The 18,922-nt window shown below is 63.4% G+C and carries 20 protein-coding genes; 17 read left to right on the top strand and 3 right to left on the bottom strand.

The features are described 5' to 3' along the window. Positions 1 to 58 precede the first annotated feature (58 nt). The 3 genes from BPRO_RS17455 to BPRO_RS29680 form a co-directional block, all read right to left on the bottom strand. Entirely contained in the window at positions 59 to 457 is a 399-nt protein-coding gene (locus BPRO_RS17455; protein WP_011484396.1) for a hypothetical protein, read from the bottom strand. 183 nt (positions 458 to 640) lie between these two features. Beyond that, positions 641 to 1,042 (bottom strand): Cu(I)-responsive transcriptional regulator, encoded by a 402-nt coding sequence (gene cueR / locus BPRO_RS17460; RefSeq protein ID WP_011484397.1) that lies wholly within the window; start codon positions 1,040 to 1,042, stop codon positions 641 to 643. A 77-nt stretch (positions 1,043 to 1,119) separates the two neighbouring features. Further along, a complete protein-coding gene (locus BPRO_RS29680; RefSeq protein ID WP_011484398.1) occupies positions 1,120 to 1,395 on the bottom strand; it encodes a hypothetical protein in 276 nt (91 codons plus the stop codon). Between the two features lie 190 nt (positions 1,396 to 1,585). On the opposite strand from BPRO_RS29680, the gene BPRO_RS17470 reads away from it, so the two are divergent. The 17 genes from BPRO_RS17470 (at position 1,586) to BPRO_RS17545 (ending at position 18,902) form a co-directional block, all read left to right on the top strand. Then, a complete protein-coding gene (locus tag BPRO_RS17470) occupies positions 1,586 to 1,777 on the top strand; it encodes a heavy-metal-associated domain-containing protein (RefSeq protein WP_041388916.1) in 192 nt (63 codons plus the stop codon). Positions 1,778 to 1,997: 220 nt separating this feature from the next. Next, on the top strand, positions 1,998 to 2,327 hold the full coding sequence (locus tag BPRO_RS17475; protein WP_011484400.1) for a P-II family nitrogen regulator: 330 nt from the start codon (positions 1,998 to 2,000) through the stop codon (positions 2,325 to 2,327). Between the two features lie 63 nt (positions 2,328 to 2,390). Further along, positions 2,391 to 2,645, top strand: a complete 255-nt coding sequence (locus BPRO_RS17480; RefSeq protein ID WP_011484401.1) for a DUF2933 domain-containing protein — start codon at positions 2,391 to 2,393, stop codon at positions 2,643 to 2,645. Positions 2,646 to 2,723: 78 nt separating this feature from the next. Next, positions 2,724 to 3,320, top strand: a complete 597-nt coding sequence (gene petA / locus BPRO_RS17485) for a ubiquinol-cytochrome c reductase iron-sulfur subunit (RefSeq protein WP_011484402.1) — start codon at positions 2,724 to 2,726, stop codon at positions 3,318 to 3,320. A 15-nt stretch (positions 3,321 to 3,335) separates the two neighbouring features. After that, positions 3,336 to 4,013 carry a c-type cytochrome gene (locus BPRO_RS17490; protein WP_011484403.1) on the top strand — a complete coding sequence of 226 codons (678 nt, stop codon included), beginning with the start codon at positions 3,336 to 3,338 and terminating at the stop codon, positions 4,011 to 4,013. After that, complete coding sequence (locus BPRO_RS17495) at positions 4,010 to 4,681, top strand: TlpA family protein disulfide reductase (protein WP_011484404.1); 672 nt, start codon at positions 4,010 to 4,012, stop codon at positions 4,679 to 4,681. Before BPRO_RS17490 ends, BPRO_RS17495 begins: the two co-directional genes overlap by 4 nt. Before the next feature lie 106 nt (positions 4,682 to 4,787). Beyond that, complete coding sequence (locus BPRO_RS17500) at positions 4,788 to 5,699, top strand: F510_1955 family glycosylhydrolase (protein WP_011484405.1); 912 nt, start codon at positions 4,788 to 4,790, stop codon at positions 5,697 to 5,699. Continuing rightward, positions 5,692 to 5,826 carry a hypothetical protein gene (locus BPRO_RS30730; RefSeq protein WP_255349052.1) on the top strand — a complete coding sequence of 45 codons (135 nt, stop codon included), beginning with the start codon at positions 5,692 to 5,694 and terminating at the stop codon, positions 5,824 to 5,826. Before BPRO_RS17500 ends, BPRO_RS30730 begins: the two co-directional genes overlap by 8 nt. 44 nt (positions 5,827 to 5,870) lie before the next feature. Next, positions 5,871 to 7,526 (top strand): multicopper oxidase family protein, encoded by a 1,656-nt coding sequence (locus BPRO_RS17505; RefSeq protein ID WP_011484406.1) that lies wholly within the window; start codon positions 5,871 to 5,873, stop codon positions 7,524 to 7,526. 3 nt (positions 7,527 to 7,529) lie between these two features. After that, a complete protein-coding gene (locus tag BPRO_RS17510) occupies positions 7,530 to 8,243 on the top strand; it encodes a DsbC family protein (RefSeq protein ID WP_011484407.1) in 714 nt (237 codons plus the stop codon). Next, positions 8,240 to 10,168, top strand: coding sequence for a protein-disulfide reductase DsbD (dsbD, locus tag BPRO_RS17515; RefSeq protein ID WP_011484408.1), 1,929 nt, complete (start codon positions 8,240 to 8,242; stop codon positions 10,166 to 10,168). The genes BPRO_RS17510 and dsbD overlap by 4 nt, the downstream gene beginning before the upstream one ends. A gap of 567 nt (positions 10,169 to 10,735) precedes the next feature. After that, a complete protein-coding gene (locus BPRO_RS17520; RefSeq protein ID WP_011484409.1) occupies positions 10,736 to 12,106 on the top strand; it encodes a TAXI family TRAP transporter solute-binding subunit in 1,371 nt (456 codons plus the stop codon). Between the two features lie 633 nt (positions 12,107 to 12,739). Then, positions 12,740 to 14,404 carry a PAS domain-containing protein gene (locus tag BPRO_RS17525; RefSeq protein WP_011484410.1) on the top strand — a complete coding sequence of 555 codons (1,665 nt, stop codon included), beginning with the start codon at positions 12,740 to 12,742 and terminating at the stop codon, positions 14,402 to 14,404. A 6-nt stretch (positions 14,405 to 14,410) separates the two neighbouring features. Beyond that, positions 14,411 to 15,730, top strand: a complete 1,320-nt coding sequence (locus tag BPRO_RS29685; RefSeq protein ID WP_011484411.1) for a sensor histidine kinase — start codon at positions 14,411 to 14,413, stop codon at positions 15,728 to 15,730. A gap of 6 nt (positions 15,731 to 15,736) precedes the next feature. Further along, the gene (locus BPRO_RS17535) at positions 15,737 to 17,302 is read left to right on the top strand and encodes a sensor histidine kinase (protein WP_011484412.1); all 1,566 of its coding nucleotides are present in this window, start codon (positions 15,737 to 15,739) and stop codon (positions 17,300 to 17,302) included. Next, on the top strand, positions 17,299 to 18,453 hold the full coding sequence (locus BPRO_RS17540) for a sensor histidine kinase (RefSeq protein WP_011484413.1): 1,155 nt from the start codon (positions 17,299 to 17,301) through the stop codon (positions 18,451 to 18,453). Before BPRO_RS17535 ends, BPRO_RS17540 begins: the two co-directional genes overlap by 4 nt. Then, a complete protein-coding gene (locus BPRO_RS17545) occupies positions 18,450 to 18,902 on the top strand; it encodes a response regulator (protein WP_011484414.1) in 453 nt (150 codons plus the stop codon). Before BPRO_RS17540 ends, BPRO_RS17545 begins: the two co-directional genes overlap by 4 nt. Positions 18,903 to 18,922 lie beyond the last annotated feature (20 nt).

An 18,922-nucleotide genomic window follows, 5' to 3' on the forward strand; every position in this document is an offset into this window, starting at 1 on the left:
ATAACGACCTGTCGATGCACCAGGAATGCATCAGACAGGAGCTAAGTGGTCTGAGAGGTCAAATGCGGAAGCAACAGTTCCGGATGGCCACAGGCGGAGCTGTGGTGCGCTTCAGGTCGGGCACCAGCAGCGGCGCACCTGAAAACACCGGGCCAATGGGTGGCGATGTGAAATCAGAAGGCAGAGCACTGATGGCTACCGGCGACGGGAATTCGTACTTGTCGGCGGTTTGCTGGCCAGTCTGGCAGTGCGCCTGGCACAGGTTGGGCTGCGTGTCGTCCATGTTCAGCGACATGGGTTCGGCGCAGGGCATACGGGCGTCGGCCATCGCGGCGACTTCCGCGACCGTTGACGCAGCACCTGGACAAGCATAGCTGGCCACCGCCAACTGCATGAACAGCAGGCTGACCAGTGCAAAAAGCACTGTGATCAGGCGGGTGCGGCGGTTCCAAATCATGGGCTAAAGTACGAAGGAGGGCGATAAGTAAGTTGTGGGAACGGGAAGTTTAACTGACGTGACCCGGTACGGCGACAAAAGTTCTCAAGGGCAGCCGTCCGATGGACGCTTCTTGTTCCGGATGGGCGGGCACGGATGACGCCTTGTTTATCGGTTGTGGACCCACCTCCCACCGACGCTCGCTCACTCGGCGAGCTCATCGAGGATCGGACAGGCTGGCCGCTCGTCGCCATGACAGGACGCGGCCAAGACCTCGATCGTGTGCTTCATCGACACCATCTGGCTCACTCGGCGCTCCAGGTTGGCGATGTGGACCAGAGCGATGCGTCTGACATCGGCGCTCGCCCGGTGACGGTTCTGCCAGAGCTTGAGCAACTCGGCGATCTCGTCCATGCCAAAGCCGAGGTTCCGCGCGCGGCCAACGAAGCGCAGCGTGTGGACTTCGCTGTCCCCGTACTGCCGGTAGCCGGCCTCTGTGCGGGCCACGGGGGACAGCAAGCCCATGGATTCGTAGTAACGGATCATCTTGGCCGTCACGCCGGAGCGTGCGGCCGCCTGGCCTATGTTGAACCGCTGCGCGTTCATCGGCGCCGGCGTTCGGTGACGACCGTATCCTGCCGGCTTGCTGGCGGCCCGTTCTTGCCGTGGTGCGGTGTTGTACATCATGGTCGATCTCCTTTCCAGTGGCGCAGCGTCAAGGCATTGGCAACCACGCTGACGCTGCTGAACGCCATGGCCGCGCCGGCAACGACCGGGCTCAGCAGCCCCAGTGCCACCAAGGGAGTCGCCACCACGTTATAGGAGAACGCCCAGAACAGATCGTTGAGCGCCCAGTGTTCGTTAAACACGCAAGATGCACAGGTCATGCCCTCGATCGGAAACGACCGGACCGCCAAGCCACCGATTGCGGTGGGCGCGAGGGTGGCGGTGCTGCTCATGGGATTCCTGGGTAGGCTAAAGCCGCTTTCGCGGCCGTTGACTCAGTCTCGACCTTGCCACTGTTGGAAAGTCAAGGGTGCCGCTTCCAATTCAGTGTCGTCATCATGGATATCTTTCGGATCGCTTGACCTTCCCACAGTCGGAAGCATCACAGTGAAGGCATCCATTCTTTTCCCAAGGAGCGCCTTCATGATGGAATTCGACCTCCAGTCCATGACCTGCAGCCACTGCGTCAACGCGGCAGCCAAGGCCGTCAAGTCGGCCGCTCCCGACGCCAAGGTCGAGGTGGATCTGCCCAATCACAAGGTTTCGGTGGAGACCCAGGTGGATCGTGAGACGGTCGTTGCCGCGCTAAGCGAGGCAGGTTACCGTCCTGACTGAGTTCGCAGGGGCAGGCAATGTTCTCTCGCTCGCCGTTTTCCTCTGCAGCCCTGTGGGCAGCGGGTGTCTCGTCGCCCCAGGATCTGGCGGCTGCGCTCTGCAGGCTTGCGCGACGGGGAACCATTTATTGTGCCGATGCATCGAATCACCATGATGACGACCTCGGTCTTCAGGCGTTTGGTCTGTCGCATGCCGAACTACGGAAAAAAGCGAGGAAATCATGAACTTCAAGTATGTTGTCGCAATTGTCCCGCCTGATGCCGTGAAGTCGCTGGAAGCGAGACTCATACGCATGGGCGTCGGAGGGATCACACTGACGAAAGTCAAGGGCTTCGGCGAGTACAAGAACTTTTTTACCAGGGACTTGCTCAGTGAACACACCAAAATCGAGATCTTCACGGAGGCATCGAAATTGGAGCCACTGCTCGACGCCTTGCTGGAAGTCGGGGATGCCGACATCCCCGGCTCAGGAATCGTGGCTGTGATCCCCGTCGACAGGTTCCTCCATCTTCGTACCGGGACCGATGACTTGCCTGCATCGTCAATTTAAAAGTTCCGCTAACCGGTGCGCAAAGGGGTTTTCGACCCTGCCCCAGTCTCAAAGGAGAAAAATATGAAATGCGATTCGAAAATGATGGTGAAGATGGCTCTCGGGCTGGGCGTTGGCCTCGCGGTCGCGTACTTCGCGCTGCCCGCGGCCCAAGTGCTCATTCTGGCCAGCGCACCCTTCTTGGCGGCACTCATCTGCCCCGTGGCGATGTTCTTCATGATGAAGGGCATGAATGGCGACAAGAAGGATGAGAGCAGAACGCCAGACCAAAGCAAGGTGAAGTCCGAGACCCGCCATGCCGATCCAGGCAAAGCTTAGCGAGCAACGCCCGAATTCCGCATTCACAGGCGGCTGGCCACACATTCCACTCACCCAGGATCCAGGCGAGGCCTTCAAGTGTCACACACGGCAACCCCTCCAGACCCTGCACGTCGCGTGTGGCTCACGGCAGCTTCTGTGGCTGGCGGCGCGGGTATCGTCGCAACGAGCGTACCCTTCGTGGTTTCCATGGCCCCCAGCGAGCGAGCACGCGCGCTCGGCGCGCCCGTAGAGATCGACGTTGGGCCCATCAAGCCAGGCGAGCTACAGACCGTGGAGTGGCGCGGCAAACCGGTGTGGGTGCTGCGCCGCACTACCGACATGCTCGCAACCTTGCGCAGCCATGACGATTTGCTCAGCGACCCGCATTCGAGCCGTCGGGGGCAGCAGCCCGATTACGCCCGCAACGACCTTCGCTCGGTCAAGCCGGACATCGCCGTACTGGTGGCGATCTGCACCCACCTGGGTTGCGTCCCGTCCTTCAGGCCAGTGCCGGGTACTGCCGACATCGGCGCGTCATGGCCGGGCGGGTTTTATTGCCCGTGCCATGGCTCGAAGTTCGATCTCGCCGGCCGGGTTTTCAAGAACGTGCCCGCTCCCAGCAACCTCGAGGTGCCGCCGCACCACTACACCGGCGAGTCGAAACTACTCATCGGCGAGGGGCCGCGGGCCTGATCGACGAGGCTCCAGATGGCTCTTGTAAGCTTCGTCCGCATCGCCCTCCTGGGGATCGCCGGGGGGGTCTCGTTCGTTGCCCCGTCTTATGGTGCAGAAGACGTCGAGCGCGGCGCACAGGTGTCGCGTTCCTGCATGGCCTGTCATTCGTTCTCGCCCGGGCGCCACATGACCGGCCCGAGCCTCGCAGGGGTGTGGGGCCGCCGGGCGGGCACCGCCGCCGGGTTCAGCCGCTATTCGGATGCGCTGAAGCGCTCGGAAATCGTCTGGACCGAGAAGTCCCTGGATGCATGGCTCCGAAAGCCGGCGGCGTTGATTCCGGGCAACACCATGCTCTTCGATGGCATACCGGACCCGGGTACGCGCGCCGATCTGCTGGCATATCTCCAGGCCGTGTCCGAAGGTCGCGCTTCGGCACCGGAGCGCGGGCTGCCGAACCTCAAGCGCGTCGACGCGTCCAGCCAGGTGACCGCGATCCGCTATTGCGGCGATGCCTACCGCGTCCTCACCGGCGACGGCAAGAGCCGCACCTGGTGGGAATTCAACCTGCGGTTCAAGACCGACGGCAGCCCCGACGGGCCGTCGACCGGCAAGCCGGTCATCGTCGGCAGCGGCATGCAGGGGGACCGGGCCGCGGTCGTCTTCTCGCGCCCCGAGGAGATATCGATGTTCATTCGAAGGGAGTGCCCGTGAAGGACAGAACAACGGGCCGCCCGGAGGTCGCCGCTATTGACCCCGCCCACGCCGTGCAGGCGAAGACGGCGCGGCCGCGCGCCGCGGCAGGAAGAAGGGCCTTGCTCGTGCTGCCCATCGTGGCAGGACTGTTTGCCGTTGTGCCGCTGCTTGATCGAATGCGTAGTCCGCAATCCGCCGGCCTCGACCTCGTCCTTCATGCGCGCCCGAAGGAATTGCCGAATCTGCGGTTCTCCGATGGGGGAACGCAGACGAGCCTGGCCACCTTCCGAGGCAAGGTCGTGCTGCTCAACGTGTGGGCCACATGGTGCCCGCCGTGCCTCGAAGAAATGCCGGCCCTGGATCGTTTGCAGGCCGCGCTGGGTGGGCCGCACTTCGAAGTCGTCGCACTCTCAATCGATCACGGTGGCCTGCCGGTCGTGCAGGCATTCTTCGATCGCACAAGCATCAAGCACCTGCAGTCATACATGGACACGTTCGGCGACGCATCTTCGAATCTCGGTGTGGCCGGTGTTCCGCTGACGCTGCTCATCGACCGGGAGGGCCGCGAGATCGGCCGCAAACTCGGTCCGGCGGCGTGGGACGACCCGCGGATGGTCCAACTGATACACAGCCACATGGCGCCTGGTGCGGCGCCATCGCAACCCGAAGGTAGACCATGGCCCTGAGAGCATTTCCTGTCGTCGCGCTCGTGCTACTCGTGGTCGCCTGCGGCGAGCGCACGGGCGGTTCAACGTCGCCGGTCAAGTCAGCCGACATATAACAAGGATCAATATGCGATTCAACAAGCCCACCCTCCACGCCGCCCTGCTCGCGCTGGTGCTCGGCGTCTGCACGACCACCCAGGCTCGCGCCGGCGAACCTGTCACATTGATGCACGTCCACGGGCTGTCCTACAGCGCTGACGGCAAACAGCTCCTGATCCCCAGCCACCATGGCCTGGCCGTGTACGCGGACGGGCGCTGGTCCAAGGCCGCAGGGCCGGCGCACGACTACATGGGCTACTCCGCCACGCGCGACGCGTTGTACAGCAGCGGGCACCCGGCACCGGGTTCCGGACTGACCAACCCTTTCGGCCTGATCAAGAGCCGCGACGGCGGCAAGAACTGGCAGCAGTTGGGGCTCACAGGCGAGTCGGACTTCCATATGCTGGCGACCAGCTACGCGACCAACGCGGTGTACGTGCTCAATCACCAGCCGAACTCCCGCATGAGCCAGGCCGGCATCTACTACACACTAAACGATGGCCTGAAGTGGACGCGCGCCGCCGCCAAGGGGCTGGGTCCCAAGCTCAACAGCCTGGTCGTGCACCCCACGGACGCCAAAGTCGTCGCTGCCGGCATGGACGACGGGCTGTATCTGTCCCGGGATTCGGCCGAGAGCTTCGAGCGGCTGGCGGGTGGCCAGCGCGTACTCGCCCAAAGCTTCGACCTGGACGGGCAGCATCTGTGGTTCAGCACCCATGCAGGCAAGGCGGCGCTGGCGAGGATCGCATTGAAGGGTGGGGGCAAGGCCGAAGAGGTTCCGACCCCGGCACTGACGGAGGATGCCGTGGCGTACATCGCGCAGAACCCCGTCCGGCGATCCGAGATCGCCATCGCGACCTTCAAACGAAGCGTGTTTCTCAGCAAGGACCAGGGGCGGACCTGGACGCTGATCGCGAAGGAGGGATCGACCCATGAGTGACGTACAGAATAGCAGCGCACCCAAGATCGTTGTGGGCGTACTCGCGGTCACTGGTGGCTTTGCAATCCTGGGCGCCATCGGCATGGCGGCGATGCATTTCGGAATGATGGGTCGCTGGAGCTGCTGACAGGTCCCGTTCCCCGCACCAAAACCAGATCGGAGGCGTCCCACATGAACAATCAAAGGCGCCGCATCCTGATCCGTTCAGCCGCCACTGCGGCGGTCGCTTCGCTCGGCCTGCGGGCGTTAAGCACAAGGGCCGGCAACGAAGAGCACACCGCCGCCGGCATCGATGTGCACATCGAACTGCATGCGGTTCAAGATAAGGTTGCCATCCGCCCGGGTGAGCAGACCCAGGTGTGGCGCTACCGGGGCAGGCTGCTGCACGGCGACGCGAGCGCGCTCAATACGTGGGCCAGCAACTACCTGGGGCCCATCATCCGAGTGCGCCGGGGTCAGCGGGTGCGCATCGACCTGATCAACGCGCTGCCTGAGTCGACCATCACTCATTGGCACGGACTGCACGTGCCGGAGGCGATGGATGGCCATCCGCGCTACGCGATTGCGCCGGGCGAGCGCTACGTCTACGAGTTCACGGTCGTGGATCGGGCCGGCAGCTACTGGTTCCACCCGCACCCCCATGGCCGGACGGGCAAGCAGATCTACTTCGGCCTGGCGGGCCTGTTCCTGGTAAGCGACGACGAGGAGGCTGCCCTTGATCTGCCCACCGGCCCGCACGACCTTCCGCTGGTGATCCAGGACCGCACGTTCGACGACGACAACCAGCTCGTCTACCTGTCGGAGAGCGCGGCCGGTGCTGTATCGCAGGGCACTGGCCAACACGGGATGATGGGCGGCGGCATGATGGGTGGAGACGGCCGCAGCGGTGCCATGGGTGCCATGGATGCCATGGGCGGCATGGGCCAGATGATGGCCCGCATGATGGGCGTGCTCGGGGACAATATCCTCGTTAACGGCAGACCCGGCGCGAACCTGGAGGTCGAGCGCCGCCCCCATCGCCTGCGCTTGCTCAATGCCTCGAACACTCGCATGTACAAGCTGGCGTGGCATGACCAGTCGCCGCTGACGGTGATCGCGACCGACGGCGGCTTGCTGGCGGCGCCGCTGCAACGCGACTACGTCATGCTCTCGCCGGCCGAGCGCGTCGACTTGTGGGTGGACTTCGGCCGCTGGACCGCGGGCACAGAACTGACGCTGCAAAGCCTCGCCTTCGCGGGCGGCATGGCCATGGGCGGAATGATGGATGGAACGGCGCTGCCCGATGGCGCGCCGTTCCCAGTGCTCAAGCTGCGGGTCGAGGGTGGCACGAGAGGCCGCGCCGCGCTGCCACAACGCCTGTCCCAGTTGCGGCGCCCGCAACCGCGCGCTGCCGTCAACTTCAACCACCCCAAGGTGTTCAATCTCACCATGGGCATGATGGTCTGGGGCATCAACGGCCAAAGCTTCGACATGCTCGGTGCGAGCCCGCTTGAAACCGTCAAGCTGGGCACCCACGAGGTCTGGGAGTTTCGCAACGATGCCGCGAGCGGGATGATGGATATGACGATGCCCCACTCGATGCACGTGCACGGGTTGCAGTTCCGGGTCATCGGGCGCTCCGTTGCCGGCAAGTTCTCGCGGCAACACGGCACGGTGAAGGCCGGCTTCGTCGACGAAGGGTGGAAGGATACGGTGCTGGTGATGCCGGGCGAGCGCGTGCGCCTCCTGCTGGGCTTCACCGACTACCCGGGGCTGTTTCCCTACCACTGCCACATGCTGGAGCACGAGGACTCCGGCTTGATGCGCAACTACCTCGTCAAGGAGTAGACGATGATGGAGCGTCTGCTGATGGTCATCGCGGCGGCGACCGTGGCAACGGTTGCCCGCAGCGACGACGCCGCGGTGCGCGCCACGTTGCAGCGCACCTTCCCGCAAAGCCCGATCCAGAGCCCTTCGAAGACCCCGGTTCCGGGCGTTCTCGAAGCGGCGATCGAAGGCCAGATCATCTACATCACGGAGGACGGCCAATACGTTCTTGGCGGTCCGCTACTCGACGTCAAAGCGAGCCGCAACCTCACCGAAGTCCGGCTCGAACAGATCAATGCGATTCCCTTCGACAGCCTTCCCCTCGATTGGGCCTTCAAGCGGGTCAAGGGCACCGGTGCGCGCAGGATCGCGATCTTCGAGGATCCCGACTGTCCGTACTGCAAGATGCTGGAGCAGACGCTTGAGGGCATGGACAACTTGACGGTGTATGTCTTTCTGTATCCCATCGACCAGATCCACCCCGACGCTGTGGCCAAGTCCAAGGCGGTCTGGTGCGCGAAAGACCGGGTCAAGGCGTGGGACGATGCCATGCGTCCCGGCACCGTGCCCACTGGCGCGGCGAACTGCGACAACCCGATTGCGAAAATCATCGACTTCGCGAAGCGGCACCGTATCACCGGCACCCCGACGACAATACTCGCGGATGGGCGCCGATTGGTCGGCGCCGTCCCTCGCGCCGAGCTGGAAGCGCAGCTGCAGAAAGCGGCAAAACGATGACCTCACGATCATTGCGCTGCACCTCGGCTCGCGTCGCACGCTGCCTTCCTGGACTGCTGCTTGCCGCGTCTGCTGCGGCCTATGCCCAATCCGATGCATCCGCGCCCCCTGTGTCGCCGCCGCCCGGATTCTCGGCCGCAGCGTCGGGGCCGATTGACTCGATCCGGAAGTGGTTGAATGTTCCCAGCTCGGAGCCCGAGTTGCTGCCACCGGAACAGGCGTTCCAGATTGCGGTGCGGGCGAGCGATGCGAACAGGCTGGTCGCCGAATTGACGCCGGCGCCGAACTACTACCTCTACCGCGACCGTATCAGCTTCAGCGTTGTCCAACCACCGACGGTCGCCATCGCCAAGGTGACGCTGCCCAAGGGGGAGCCCAAGACCGATCCCACGTTCGGGACGGTGGAAGTGTTCCGCCGCCCGGTCGAGGCAATCATTGACTTGAAGCGGCCGGATGGGCAAGAGAGCCCGATCCAGCTGCGCACCACGTACCAGGGCTGCAATGAACCGCTGGGCGTTTGCTACCCGCCGATCGAGAAAACGTTCACCGTAGCGCTACTTGGCATCGCCTCGCCCGCTGAACCTTCGCCGGTGCCTGTGGCCGATGCATCGGGCTTGCCGACCGGCGGTCCGTCGGACGACGGGCATATTCGCCAGCTGTTCATGCGCGGCAGTGTCTGGGCGCTGGTCGCAGCCTTCTTCGGCTTCGGTCTGTTGCTGGCGTTCACGCCCTGCATGCTGCCGATGATCCCCATCCTGTCCGGCATCATCGCCGGACAGGAACCGCACATGACGCGGCGCCACGCCCTCGGCCTGTCGTTGGTTTACGTTCTGGGGATGGCGATCACCTACGCGCTGGCCGGCGTGGCGGCGGGGCTCGCGGGCACGCTGCTGTCCGCGTACCTGCAAAACCCCTGGGTGCTGGGCGGCTTCGCCGCGATCTTCGTGCTGCTGGCGCTGTCGATGTTCGGCCTGTTCGAACTGCAGTTGCCCGCATCCCTGCAAAGTCGGCTGGCCCGTGCGGGCAGCCGGCTCAAGGGAGGCAGGGTGGCCGGCGTGTTTCTGATGGGGGTACTGTCGGCGGTGATCGTCGGGCCCTGCGTCGCCGCCCCGCTAGCGGGCGCGTTGCTGTACATCGGTCAGACGCGCGACATCGCCCTGGGCGGCGTGGCTTTGTTCTCGCTGGCCATCGGCATGGGTGCTCCGCTGCTCGTGGTCGGCGCCACGGCCGGCACTTTGCTGCTGAAGGCCGGCGCCTGGATGGAGTCGGTCAAGCGGCTCTTCGGCGTGGTGATGCTGGCGGTGGCGATTTATCTCGTCTCACCAGTGATTCCGGTCGTCGTGCAGCAACTGCTGTGGGCGGCTCTGCTGGTGGTGTCGGCCATCTACTTGCACGCCCTCGACCCGTTGCCGACCGACGCGCCGGGCTATAGGCGCCTTTTCAAGGGTGTGGGCGTGCTGGCGCTGCTGACGGGTGCGGCCCTGATGGTAGGCGTGCTTTCGGGCCATCGCGAGATCCTGCGGCCGCTGGCTGGCATCCGTGGCACCGCCAACATCGAGCGACGGGAACTCACTTTCCAGCCCGTGAACAGCGTGTCCGAACTGGAGAGCCGGCTGGGGGCGGCCCGGGGCCAGGTCGTGATGCTGGATTTCTGGGCCGAGTGGTGCGTGTCGTGCAAGGAAATGGACCGCTTTACCTTCAGCGATCCGCGGGTTCAGACCCGCTTGAAGGATGCGGTACTGCTGCGTGCCGACGTCACCGCCAACACCCCGGATCACCACGCGCTGCTGCAGCGGTTCTCGTTGTTCGGACCACCGGGCATCGTGTTCTTCGACAAGCAGGGCCGGGAGGTGGCCTTCCGCGTGATCGGGTACCAGGCTCCGGAGCAGTTCATGGCATCGCTGGACCGGGCGCTGGCGCCGTGAACTTGCGAGCCCTACAGAACCCACGTGCCCAAGCGGCCTCATCTGCCGAGTGCTCGACGCTGCACGGCCACGCTGCTGACAGAGCCCAACGATCGCGATGCCGGTCACAGACGCGGGTATCGATGTGTCGTCGAGCTGCCTGGGCACTATTCGACGTTAAGGAAGTGCACCAGCCCCACATCCGTCGTTGGAAGGCAGCGAGACCGCCCTGCTCAATGCGCTCCGGGAAATATCTGTGTTGCACGTGCGTCCCAAGGCCATGACAGTGACGGTGACGGTGACGGTGATTCTGGGGGATGCTCCCCATCATGTGGGGGCAGCGACACCGGCTTGGAGGTGATGCAGCGCATCACGGCGCACTGCAGTCGATATTTGTGATTCCGGCAGACTACTGGCTCATGCGACGGAACAAGGGTCGTTGAAATGGCGCCGCAGATGCAGGCGCAAACCTCGTTCGCTATAATTATCATAGCTAATAGCCTATATTTTTTCTGGTCTTCAGGTGTTTTTACCAATAGAAAATCTCTGGGGGTACGCCGCGGCACGCCACATGCTATGGTTCACAGCATGCCGAAAACCATACGCTACACCCTGCTGTCGCTGCGCGATCTGGCGGTCTCTGCCGGTCCCTTCATTTTGCTGGCCGCCACGCTGCTGGTGCTGGCCTACTGGTGGCTGGACCCCAACCCGCCCAAGCGGGTGGTACTGGCCACCGGCCCGGCACAAAGCGCCTATGAAGAATTTGGCAAGCGCTACGCGCGCATTCTTGCGAAAGACGGCATCGAGGTCGTGCAGCTGCCTTCGGAAGGGTCGGCAACCAATTTGCAGCTGCTGCGCGAGGGCAAGGCCGATCTCGGTTTTGTGCAGGGCGGCACCAGCGAGGCAGGCATCGAAAATGACGGGCAGCTGGAATCGCTGGGCAGCCTGTTTCTGGAACCGGTGTGGCTGTTTTACCGGGAGGCGGCTGCGCGCAAAGTCGCATCCGCAGCGCCGCGCGGCAATGCCTCGGCAGACGGTGCCGCCGCCGGCTCTACCCTCAGCGCCCTGACACAACTGCAAGGCTTGCGCGTCAACGTCGGCACACCCGGCAGCGGTGTGCCCAACCTGGTGAACAAATTGCTGGAGAGCAACCGCATTGACAGCAGCACCCTGAAAATCTCCCGGCTGGAGCAGACCCCGGCCACCGTGGCCTTTCTGGGCGGCGAGCTGGACGCCATTGTGTTCGCCTCGGCACCCGAATCGCTGATGGTGCAGATGCTGCTGCAGACACCCGGCGTCAAGCTGATGGATTTTGCGCAAAGCGAAGCCTACTCGCGGCGCTTTGAGTTCCTGAGCCCCGCGGTGCTGCCGCGCGGCGTGGTGGATCTGGCCACCAATATTCCGCCGCAGGATGTCCGCCTGGTGGCGCCCACCACCACCCTGCTCACGCGGGCCGGCACACACCCGGCGCTGCTGCAGCTGTTTGCACTGGCCGGTAACGAGATCCACGGCAGTGCCGGCTGGTTCAAGCGGGCGCGCGAATACCCGAATGTGAAGAACAACGAATTGCCGGTTGCCAAAGAAGCCGAGCGCAGCATTCAGGCCGGTGCGCCGCTGCTGCAGCGCTACCTGCCCTTCTGGGTGGCCAACCTGGTCGAGCGCATGTGGCTGGTCATGGGCATCATCATCGCGGTGCTGTTGCCGCTGTCGCGCATTGTGCCGCCACTCTACGAGTTTCGAGTACGCTCGCGCATTTTCAGGTGGTATGGCCAGTTGCGTGATATTGAAAGCCGCATTGAGAGCACGGGCGAAAACACGCGCAATAGCGCGCTGCTCGAAGAACTCAACAGCCTGGAAAATCGCGCTGAAAAAATCAGCGTGCCGCTGTCATACACCGACGAGCTGTATGCGCTGCGCAGCAATATTCATCTGGTGAGGAAGAAGTTGCAGAGGTTGTAGCCGGCATATTCGACCGCCTGCTTTCGCCAGATTCCGGCTCGCCGCGTTCCGGTGCTGCCGGCGATTGAAGTCTGCAACATCACCGGCGGGAAAGGTTTGACCCGCAGCGAACGTTTCGCGGAGCCCTTTGGCGGCTGCCACTGCGATCGCCTGCTTCACCCGAAATCGTGTGCGGTCCAAAGCTCTGCCGCGATGGCCGTCTTCAGTGCCACGGCCAACCCGCTCCTCACTCGTTCCTCCTGGCCGGACCGGCCTGGCCGCGGCCAGACAGCAAGCAACTATTGCCCTAGACGCACCACAACATTGCGCCCATAATGCCCAAACTAACTGCAATCCAGTGCGGTCCAGCCCCAAGAGCCAGTCATAACCATAGGCTCGCTGGCGATGATCGAATAGAGCAAGGGAGAGCTGAATGCAGCGTATGGCCTTATCAGGGCAGCGATTGGCGCATGTTGAGCAGGCGCCGCGCTGTCGTTTCTCCACCCCGCAGGCACCACCCAGCGCCGACCCCATGCGCAGCCGAAATGTGCCCGCGCGTAGCCGCACGAGCCGATGGTGTGGCACCCAGCATTTTCATCGAGGCGCGATAGCGACCGCGGCTCATTCGCCAACCCCTCTCGGGAGGAGCCTCAAATGGATGCTCGTGCCAAGACAGTAAAGGAGCGCAATGGCGCGCCAATAACGCCACCAGGAGAGCAATCGGTTTTCCTGCAAAACATCCTCGAATCGTCGACCGAGTATTCGATCATCGGCAAGGATCTCAGCGGCAAGATCCAGCTCTGGAACGCCGGTGCACGGCGCCTCTATGGCTACGAGCCGGAAGAAGTCATTGGCAAGGCCAACTCGTCCATGCTCCATACGCCGGAGGACCTTGCCGCCGGCAAGCCGGCCCAGATCATGGACGCCGCCTTGCAAGCCGGCAAATGGGAAGGTACCCTCACGCGATGCCGCAATAACGGCGAGCGATTCACCGCGCGCGTCGTCATCACGCCACGCCGCGATGCCACCGGCAAGCCCATCGGCTTCCTGCTGATCTCGAAAGACATCTCGGATGAAATCCGCCTGACGGAAGAACTCAAGGCCACGCAGTTCTACGCGCGCAGCCTGATCGAGGCCTCGCTCGACCCGCTGGTCACCATCAGCCCTGAAGGCAAGATCACCGATGTCAATGAAGGCTCGATCAAGGTCACCGGCGTGCCGCGCGAGAAGTTGATCGGAGCCGACTTCTCCGACTACTTCACCGAGCCGGAAAAGGCCCGCGAAGGCTACCAGCAGGTTTTTTCCAAGGGTGCCGTCACCGACTACCCCCTGACGATCCGGCACAAGGACGGGCGCCTCACCGACGTGCTCTACAACGCCTCGGTGTACAAGGACGCGCGCGGAAATGTGCTGGGCGTGTTTGCGGCAGCGCGCGATGTGACGGAAAGCCGCAGGGCGGAACAGAGATTCCGGACCCTCATCGAGTCGGCGCCGGATGCGATGGTGCTTGCCAACCGGGAAGGAATCATCCTGCTGGTGAACAACCAGACCGAAAGCCTGTTCGGCTATGCGCGCGAAGAGATGCTTGGGAAGTCGGTTGATCTCTTCGTTCCCAGCCGCTACCGCAGCGCCCATCCTGGAAATCGGGCGAAGTTCTTCGGCGAACCGCGCCTGCGTCCCATGGGCGCGGGCCTGGAACTCTGGGGTGCTCGCAAGGACGGAAGCGAGTTCCCGATCGAGATCAGTCTCAGCCCGATCGAAAGCCCCCAGGGTTTGTCTGTCGCGGCGACGATTCGGGATGTCACGGTGCAAAAGACATCCTCCCAATATGCCCGCAGCCTGATCGAGGCTTCGCTCGATCCACTGGTCACCATCAGCACGGAAGGCAAGATCACCGACGTCAATGAGGGATCGATCAAGGTCACCGGCATCTCGCGCGACAAGCTGATCGGGACCGACTTCTCCGACTACTTTACCGAACCGAAAAAAGCGCGCGAAGGCTACCAGCAGGTGTTCGCCGAGGGCTTCGTGACCGACTACCCGCTGACAATCCGACACAAGGACGGGCGCCTCACCGACGTGCTCTACAACGCCTCAGTCTACAAGGACACACTCGGCAACGTGTTGGGCGTGTTCGCCGCCGCGCGTGACGTGACGGCGCAGAAGAGGGCCGAGGCCGAGGTCGCCGAACAGCGCAACAAGGAGTTGGAGCGGCTGGCGGAACTGGAGCGTTTCCAGCGGCTTACCGTCGGACGGGAGCTCAAGATGATCGAGCTCAAGAAGGAGATTGAAGAACTCAAGAAAACCGGGGCCAGGTGACAGACTATGCCGGCGAACATGGCGCACAGCGTGGACACCGAGCAGCCGTTCAGTACCGCCGACTATGCGAAGGCGGTTCTCAATATTCTTGAAGACGCCGCCGCCGAAAGGACACGTTTGAAAGACACACAGCGGGCGGTGATCAACATCCTGGAGGATGCGGCCGGCGAACGATCGTTGCTGGAGATGACGCAAAAGGCCGTTCTCAACATACTGGACGATTCCGGTACCGAGAAGCTGCGCCTTGAAGAGATGCAGAAAGCGGTGCTTAATATCCTTGACGATCTGGCGGGCGAGATGGGCGAGCGCACGCGCCTGGAGGCGCAGTTCCGTCTGCTGGAAACCTCGCCGGATGCGATCGTCATCGTCAATGAGGCGGGCCGCATAGTCCTGCTGAACGCGCAAACGGAAAAGCTGTTCGGCTACGCGCGCAGCGAGCTGCTGGGCCAGATGGTCGAGATGCTGTTGCCGGAACGCTTCCGGGCGCGCCACCCTCAGCAGCGGATGGATTTTGGCGCCGACCCGCGAGTCCGCACGATGGGTGCCGAACTGGATTTGTATGGGCTGCGCAAGGACAGTACCGAGTTTCCGGTTGAAATCCTCCTCAGCCCGGTGCAGACGGATGAGGGCGTCCTGATCTCTGCGGCCATTCGCGACGTCTCGCGCACCAAGGACATCGAGCACCAGATCCGCACCTCGCTGAAGGAAAAGGAGGCGCTGCTGCAGGAGATTCACCACCGGGTGAAAAACAACCTGCAGATCATCGCCAGTCTGCTCTCGCTGCAATCGGGCTACATCCGCGATCCGCGGACGCTCATGCAGTTCCAGGAAAGCCAGGGGCGCATCCGTTCCATGGCCCTCATCCATGAAAAGCTTTACCAGTCGGAGACGCTGGCGACGGTCGATCTGGCGGACTACGTGCAGACCCTGGTGAGTATTCTCATGCGCACCTACACCGCCAATGCCAAGGTGAAATTGGAATGCCGGCTCGATCCGGCGACGGTGAACATCGATACCGCGGTGCCGGTGGGGTTGATGCTCAACGAACTCGTGACCAACGCACTCAAGTACGCGTTCCCCAACAGCCGTCCGGGGCGCCTGCTGGTGACGCTCGACGCGGTCGCGGACGGCGGGTTCGTGCTGGGCGTGCACGACGACGGCGTCGGGCTGGCGCCAGACTTTCAGCTGGAGCAGGCCAACACGCTGGGCCTGCGACTGGTCAGGATGTTCACCAAACAATTACGCGCCAACGTGACACTGCAATCCGGGTCCGGTCACACCGGATTCGACATTCAATTCAAGGAGGCGGCGGCAAGGTCGCCATGACCGACCATGGAACAAGTGCTGAACAAAATTCGTGTCCTCGTCGTGGAGGATGAAATCGTCGTATCGGAAGACCTGCAGCAACGGCTGTCGGGGCTCGGGTACGAAATCACCGGCGCGGCGGACACCGCGGCCGCTGCGATCCGGCTTGCCGCATCGCAGCGGCCCGACGTGGCTCTGATGGATATCATGTTGCACGGCCGGCCCGAGGGTATCGACGCTGCCGAACACCTGCGCGGCGAGCTGGACATTCCGGTCATCTATCTCACCGCACACAGCGATACGGCCACCCTGCATAGAGCCAGGTTCACCGACCCTTCGGGCTACATCGTCAAACCGTTCGATGACCAGCAACTGCGCGTCGCCATCGAACTGGCGCCGTTTCGCCATGAGATGGAGCGCAAGGCTCGCCGGGTCGCCCGCTGGATGACTGCCACGCTGACGAGCATCGGCGACGCCGTCATCGCCACCAACACCCATTCAGAAATTCTGCTGCTCAATCCTGCCGCGGAGAAGCTGACCGGCTGGACGCAGGATGAGGCTACCGGAAAGCCATCCGGCGAAGTGGTGCGCCTGGTGAACCAGAAAACCCGCCAGCCTCTGGAAGACCCGGCCACACGCGCCCTGCGCGATGGCCTGGTCGTTCGTTTGGACCCGGACACCGTGCTGATCACGCGCGAGGGCGGAGAACGCTTTGTGGATGACAGCGCTTCGCCCATTACCGACGAAACCGGCAAGGTCCTGGGCGCTGTCGTGGTGCTGGTCGATGCCACGGGCCGGGTCGCCGCGCAGAACCGCGTGGATACCTTGACGCGCCAGGTGAAGGGGCTGCTCGCCGAGAAGGACAACTATGAACTGAAAGGCGCTGAACTCGAAGCCTTCGCCACTGCCGTGAGCCACGACTTGCGGGGGCCGCTGCAGGCCATTGCCGGCTTCTCCGAGCTTCTGGCCCGGTCGCAGCGCGAGCGGCTCGACGCCTCGGGACAACTGTTCCTCGATCGGGTTCACGCAAGCGCGCTGCAAATGGGCTGCATGGTGGAGGACTATCTGGGCTTTTTGAAATCGAATCGCGAGCAAACACTTAGCGTGACAGAGCTGGACCTGAAGCACCTCGCGCACGCAGTGTTTGCCGAACTCGCCCTCGTGCCGGGCCAGAAGCCGGCGCAGTTCGTGTGCGAGGAATTGCCGCGGGCCTGGGGCGACGAGGCCATGCTCCGGCAGGTGCTCGTCAACCTGATCGGCAATGCGCTCAAGTATTCGGCGCAGCGGGAGCATCCGATGGTGGAAGTCGGCGCGATAGCAGGTGAAGAAGCGGGCGAGGACTGCCATACCTTCTTCGTCCGTGACAACGGTGCGGGCCTGGATCTCGCGAACGCAGCGAAACTCTTCGAGCCGTTTCAACGCTTCCACAGCACGGCCGAATTCCCCGGCACCGGGGTGGGCTTGGCCATCGTCAAACGCATCGTCGAACGCCACGGTGGCCGGATGTTGGCCGAGAGCCAGCCTGATGCCGGCGCCACGTTTTTCTTCACCTTGCCGTCGAAGGCTCCCGGCATGACGGCGGCCCTGCAATGACGCCAGCCACACTTCTTATCGTGGAAGACCAGGCGGTCGTCGCGGCCGATCTGGGGGACCGCCTGGTACGCCATGGCTACAAGGTGTGCGGCGTGGCCGCCTCGGGCGAGGAAGCGCTGGCCCTGGCGCACCAGCATCGGCCCCGGCTCGCGCTGATGGACATTCGGCTCCAGGGTGAAATGGACGGCATCCAGACCGCCGAGATGCTGCGGCACGAACTGGACCTGCCGGTGATCTTCCTGAGCGCGCATTCCGACGAGCCGACACTCCAGCGGGCCAAGAACGCGGCGCCTTACGGCTTTCTCATGAAGCCCTTCGATGAGCGCGAACTGCAACTTAACATCGAAGTGGCCCTGCACAAGCACGAGGGTGAACGCCAGCTCGCCGTCGCACATCTGGAAATCCGTCACCTCAACGCCAGCCTCGAACAAGGTGTGCGCGAGCGGACGGCGGAACTGGAAGCGGCGCTGACGGAGATCGAGGGCCTCGTGCACGCCGTCGCGCATCACCTGCGCTCGCCGCTGCGGGCCATGGAAGGCTATTCGCATTTGCTGCTGACCCGGTACGCCGCCAACCTTCCCGAGCCGGCCTCGCGATTTCCAGAAGTGATTGCCGGCAGTGCCCGGCGCATGGCGCGCCTGGTGGACGACTTGCTCTCGTTCGTCAACCTGCGGCAACAGGCCTTGAGTCCCGCGCGCGTGGATATCGCCGCTGCCGCACGCGAAGTCATGGGCGAGTTGATCGCCGCGCAACCCGGCCGCTCCGTGGACACCCACATCGAGGAACTGCCCGCCTGCCAGGCCGACCCCGAACTACTGCGGCGGCTCCTGGTCGAGCTGCTCTCCAACGCGCTCAAGTTCAGCCGCGACCGCCAGCCGGCGATCATCACGGTGGGTGTCCGGCCGGGCCCGGATCAGCCGGACCAGCATGTCTATTTCGTTCGCGACAACGGCATAGGCTTCGACCCTCTCTATGCCGACAAGCTGTTCAAACTGTTCAGCCAACTGAATCTGCCCGAAGCCTACGAAGGCACCGGCGCGGGACTGGCAATGGCCCTGCGTATCACCGAACGCATGGGTGGCCGCATCTGGGCGGAGTCATCTCCCGAGCAGGGCGCCACGTTTTTCCTCAACCTTCCAAGCCCACCATGAGCATTTTCACGCTAGACATCTTGCTGGTTGAAGACAGTCGAAGTGACGTCGAGCTGTTCATGCTCGCCCATCAGGTGAACGGGTCGGCTGCGACCATCAGGGTCGCGCGTGATGGCATGGAGGCGGTGGAAGTCCTCCTCGGTGGCGAGGGCCGATCCGGGGACGCCCAGGGCGCCCTGCCCCGACTGGTGTTGCTTGACCTGAACATGCCAAGGCTTAACGGGTTTGAAGTGCTGGAGCGGCTGCGCGCCGATGAGCGCACACGGCAGCTTCCTGTGGTGATCTTCAGTGCGTCCGATCAAAGCTCGGACATACTTGAGGCCAAGCGTCTGGGCGCCAATGGCTACGTCCGCAAGCCTGTGGGTTTCGAGAATCTGTGCGCGACCCTGGCGCAGTTCGAACGCGACTGGCTGAGCGCCGACCTTGCTCCACGGCATCCGGCAGGATGACTGTGCAATTGGGCCCTCAT

The organism is Polaromonas sp. JS666, assembly GCF_000013865.1.
Lineage (GTDB): Bacteria > Pseudomonadota > Gammaproteobacteria > Burkholderiales > Burkholderiaceae_C > Polaromonas.

What these genes read in the sequence shown, in the direction of transcription:
- BPRO_RS29685 (WP_011484411.1), top strand. Translation starts at nt 14,411, where the DNA reads ATGCCGGCGAACATGGCGCACAGCGTGGACACCGAGCAGCCGTTCAGT.
- cueR (WP_011484397.1), bottom strand. Translation starts at nt 1,042, where the DNA reads ATGAACGCGCAGCGGTTCAACATAGGCCAGGCGGCCGCACGCTCCGGC.
- BPRO_RS17535 (WP_011484412.1), top strand. Translation starts at nt 15,737, where the DNA reads ATGGAACAAGTGCTGAACAAAATTCGTGTCCTCGTCGTGGAGGATGAA.
- BPRO_RS17510 (WP_011484407.1), top strand. Translation starts at nt 7,530, where the DNA reads ATGATGGAGCGTCTGCTGATGGTCATCGCGGCGGCGACCGTGGCAACG.
- BPRO_RS17480 (WP_011484401.1), top strand. Translation starts at nt 2,391, where the DNA reads ATGAAATGCGATTCGAAAATGATGGTGAAGATGGCTCTCGGGCTGGGC.
- BPRO_RS17455 (WP_011484396.1), bottom strand. Translation starts at nt 457, where the DNA reads ATGATTTGGAACCGCCGCACCCGCCTGATCACAGTGCTTTTTGCACTG.
- BPRO_RS17505 (WP_011484406.1), top strand. Translation starts at nt 5,871, where the DNA reads ATGAACAATCAAAGGCGCCGCATCCTGATCCGTTCAGCCGCCACTGCG.
- BPRO_RS17540 (WP_011484413.1), top strand. Translation starts at nt 17,299, where the DNA reads ATGACGCCAGCCACACTTCTTATCGTGGAAGACCAGGCGGTCGTCGCG.
- BPRO_RS17475 (WP_011484400.1), top strand. Translation starts at nt 1,998, where the DNA reads ATGAACTTCAAGTATGTTGTCGCAATTGTCCCGCCTGATGCCGTGAAG.
- BPRO_RS17525 (WP_011484410.1), top strand. Translation starts at nt 12,740, where the DNA reads ATGGATGCTCGTGCCAAGACAGTAAAGGAGCGCAATGGCGCGCCAATA.
- BPRO_RS30730 (WP_255349052.1), top strand. Translation starts at nt 5,692, where the DNA reads ATGAGTGACGTACAGAATAGCAGCGCACCCAAGATCGTTGTGGGCGTA.
- BPRO_RS17490 (WP_011484403.1), top strand. Translation starts at nt 3,336, where the DNA reads ATGGCTCTTGTAAGCTTCGTCCGCATCGCCCTCCTGGGGATCGCCGGG.
- BPRO_RS17470 (WP_041388916.1), top strand. Translation starts at nt 1,586, where the DNA reads ATGATGGAATTCGACCTCCAGTCCATGACCTGCAGCCACTGCGTCAAC.
- BPRO_RS17500 (WP_011484405.1), top strand. Translation starts at nt 4,788, where the DNA reads ATGCGATTCAACAAGCCCACCCTCCACGCCGCCCTGCTCGCGCTGGTG.
- BPRO_RS17520 (WP_011484409.1), top strand. Translation starts at nt 10,736, where the DNA reads ATGCCGAAAACCATACGCTACACCCTGCTGTCGCTGCGCGATCTGGCG.
- dsbD (WP_011484408.1), top strand. Translation starts at nt 8,240, where the DNA reads ATGACCTCACGATCATTGCGCTGCACCTCGGCTCGCGTCGCACGCTGC.
- BPRO_RS17545 (WP_011484414.1), top strand. Translation starts at nt 18,450, where the DNA reads ATGAGCATTTTCACGCTAGACATCTTGCTGGTTGAAGACAGTCGAAGT.
- BPRO_RS29680 (WP_011484398.1), bottom strand. Translation starts at nt 1,395, where the DNA reads ATGAGCAGCACCGCCACCCTCGCGCCCACCGCAATCGGTGGCTTGGCG.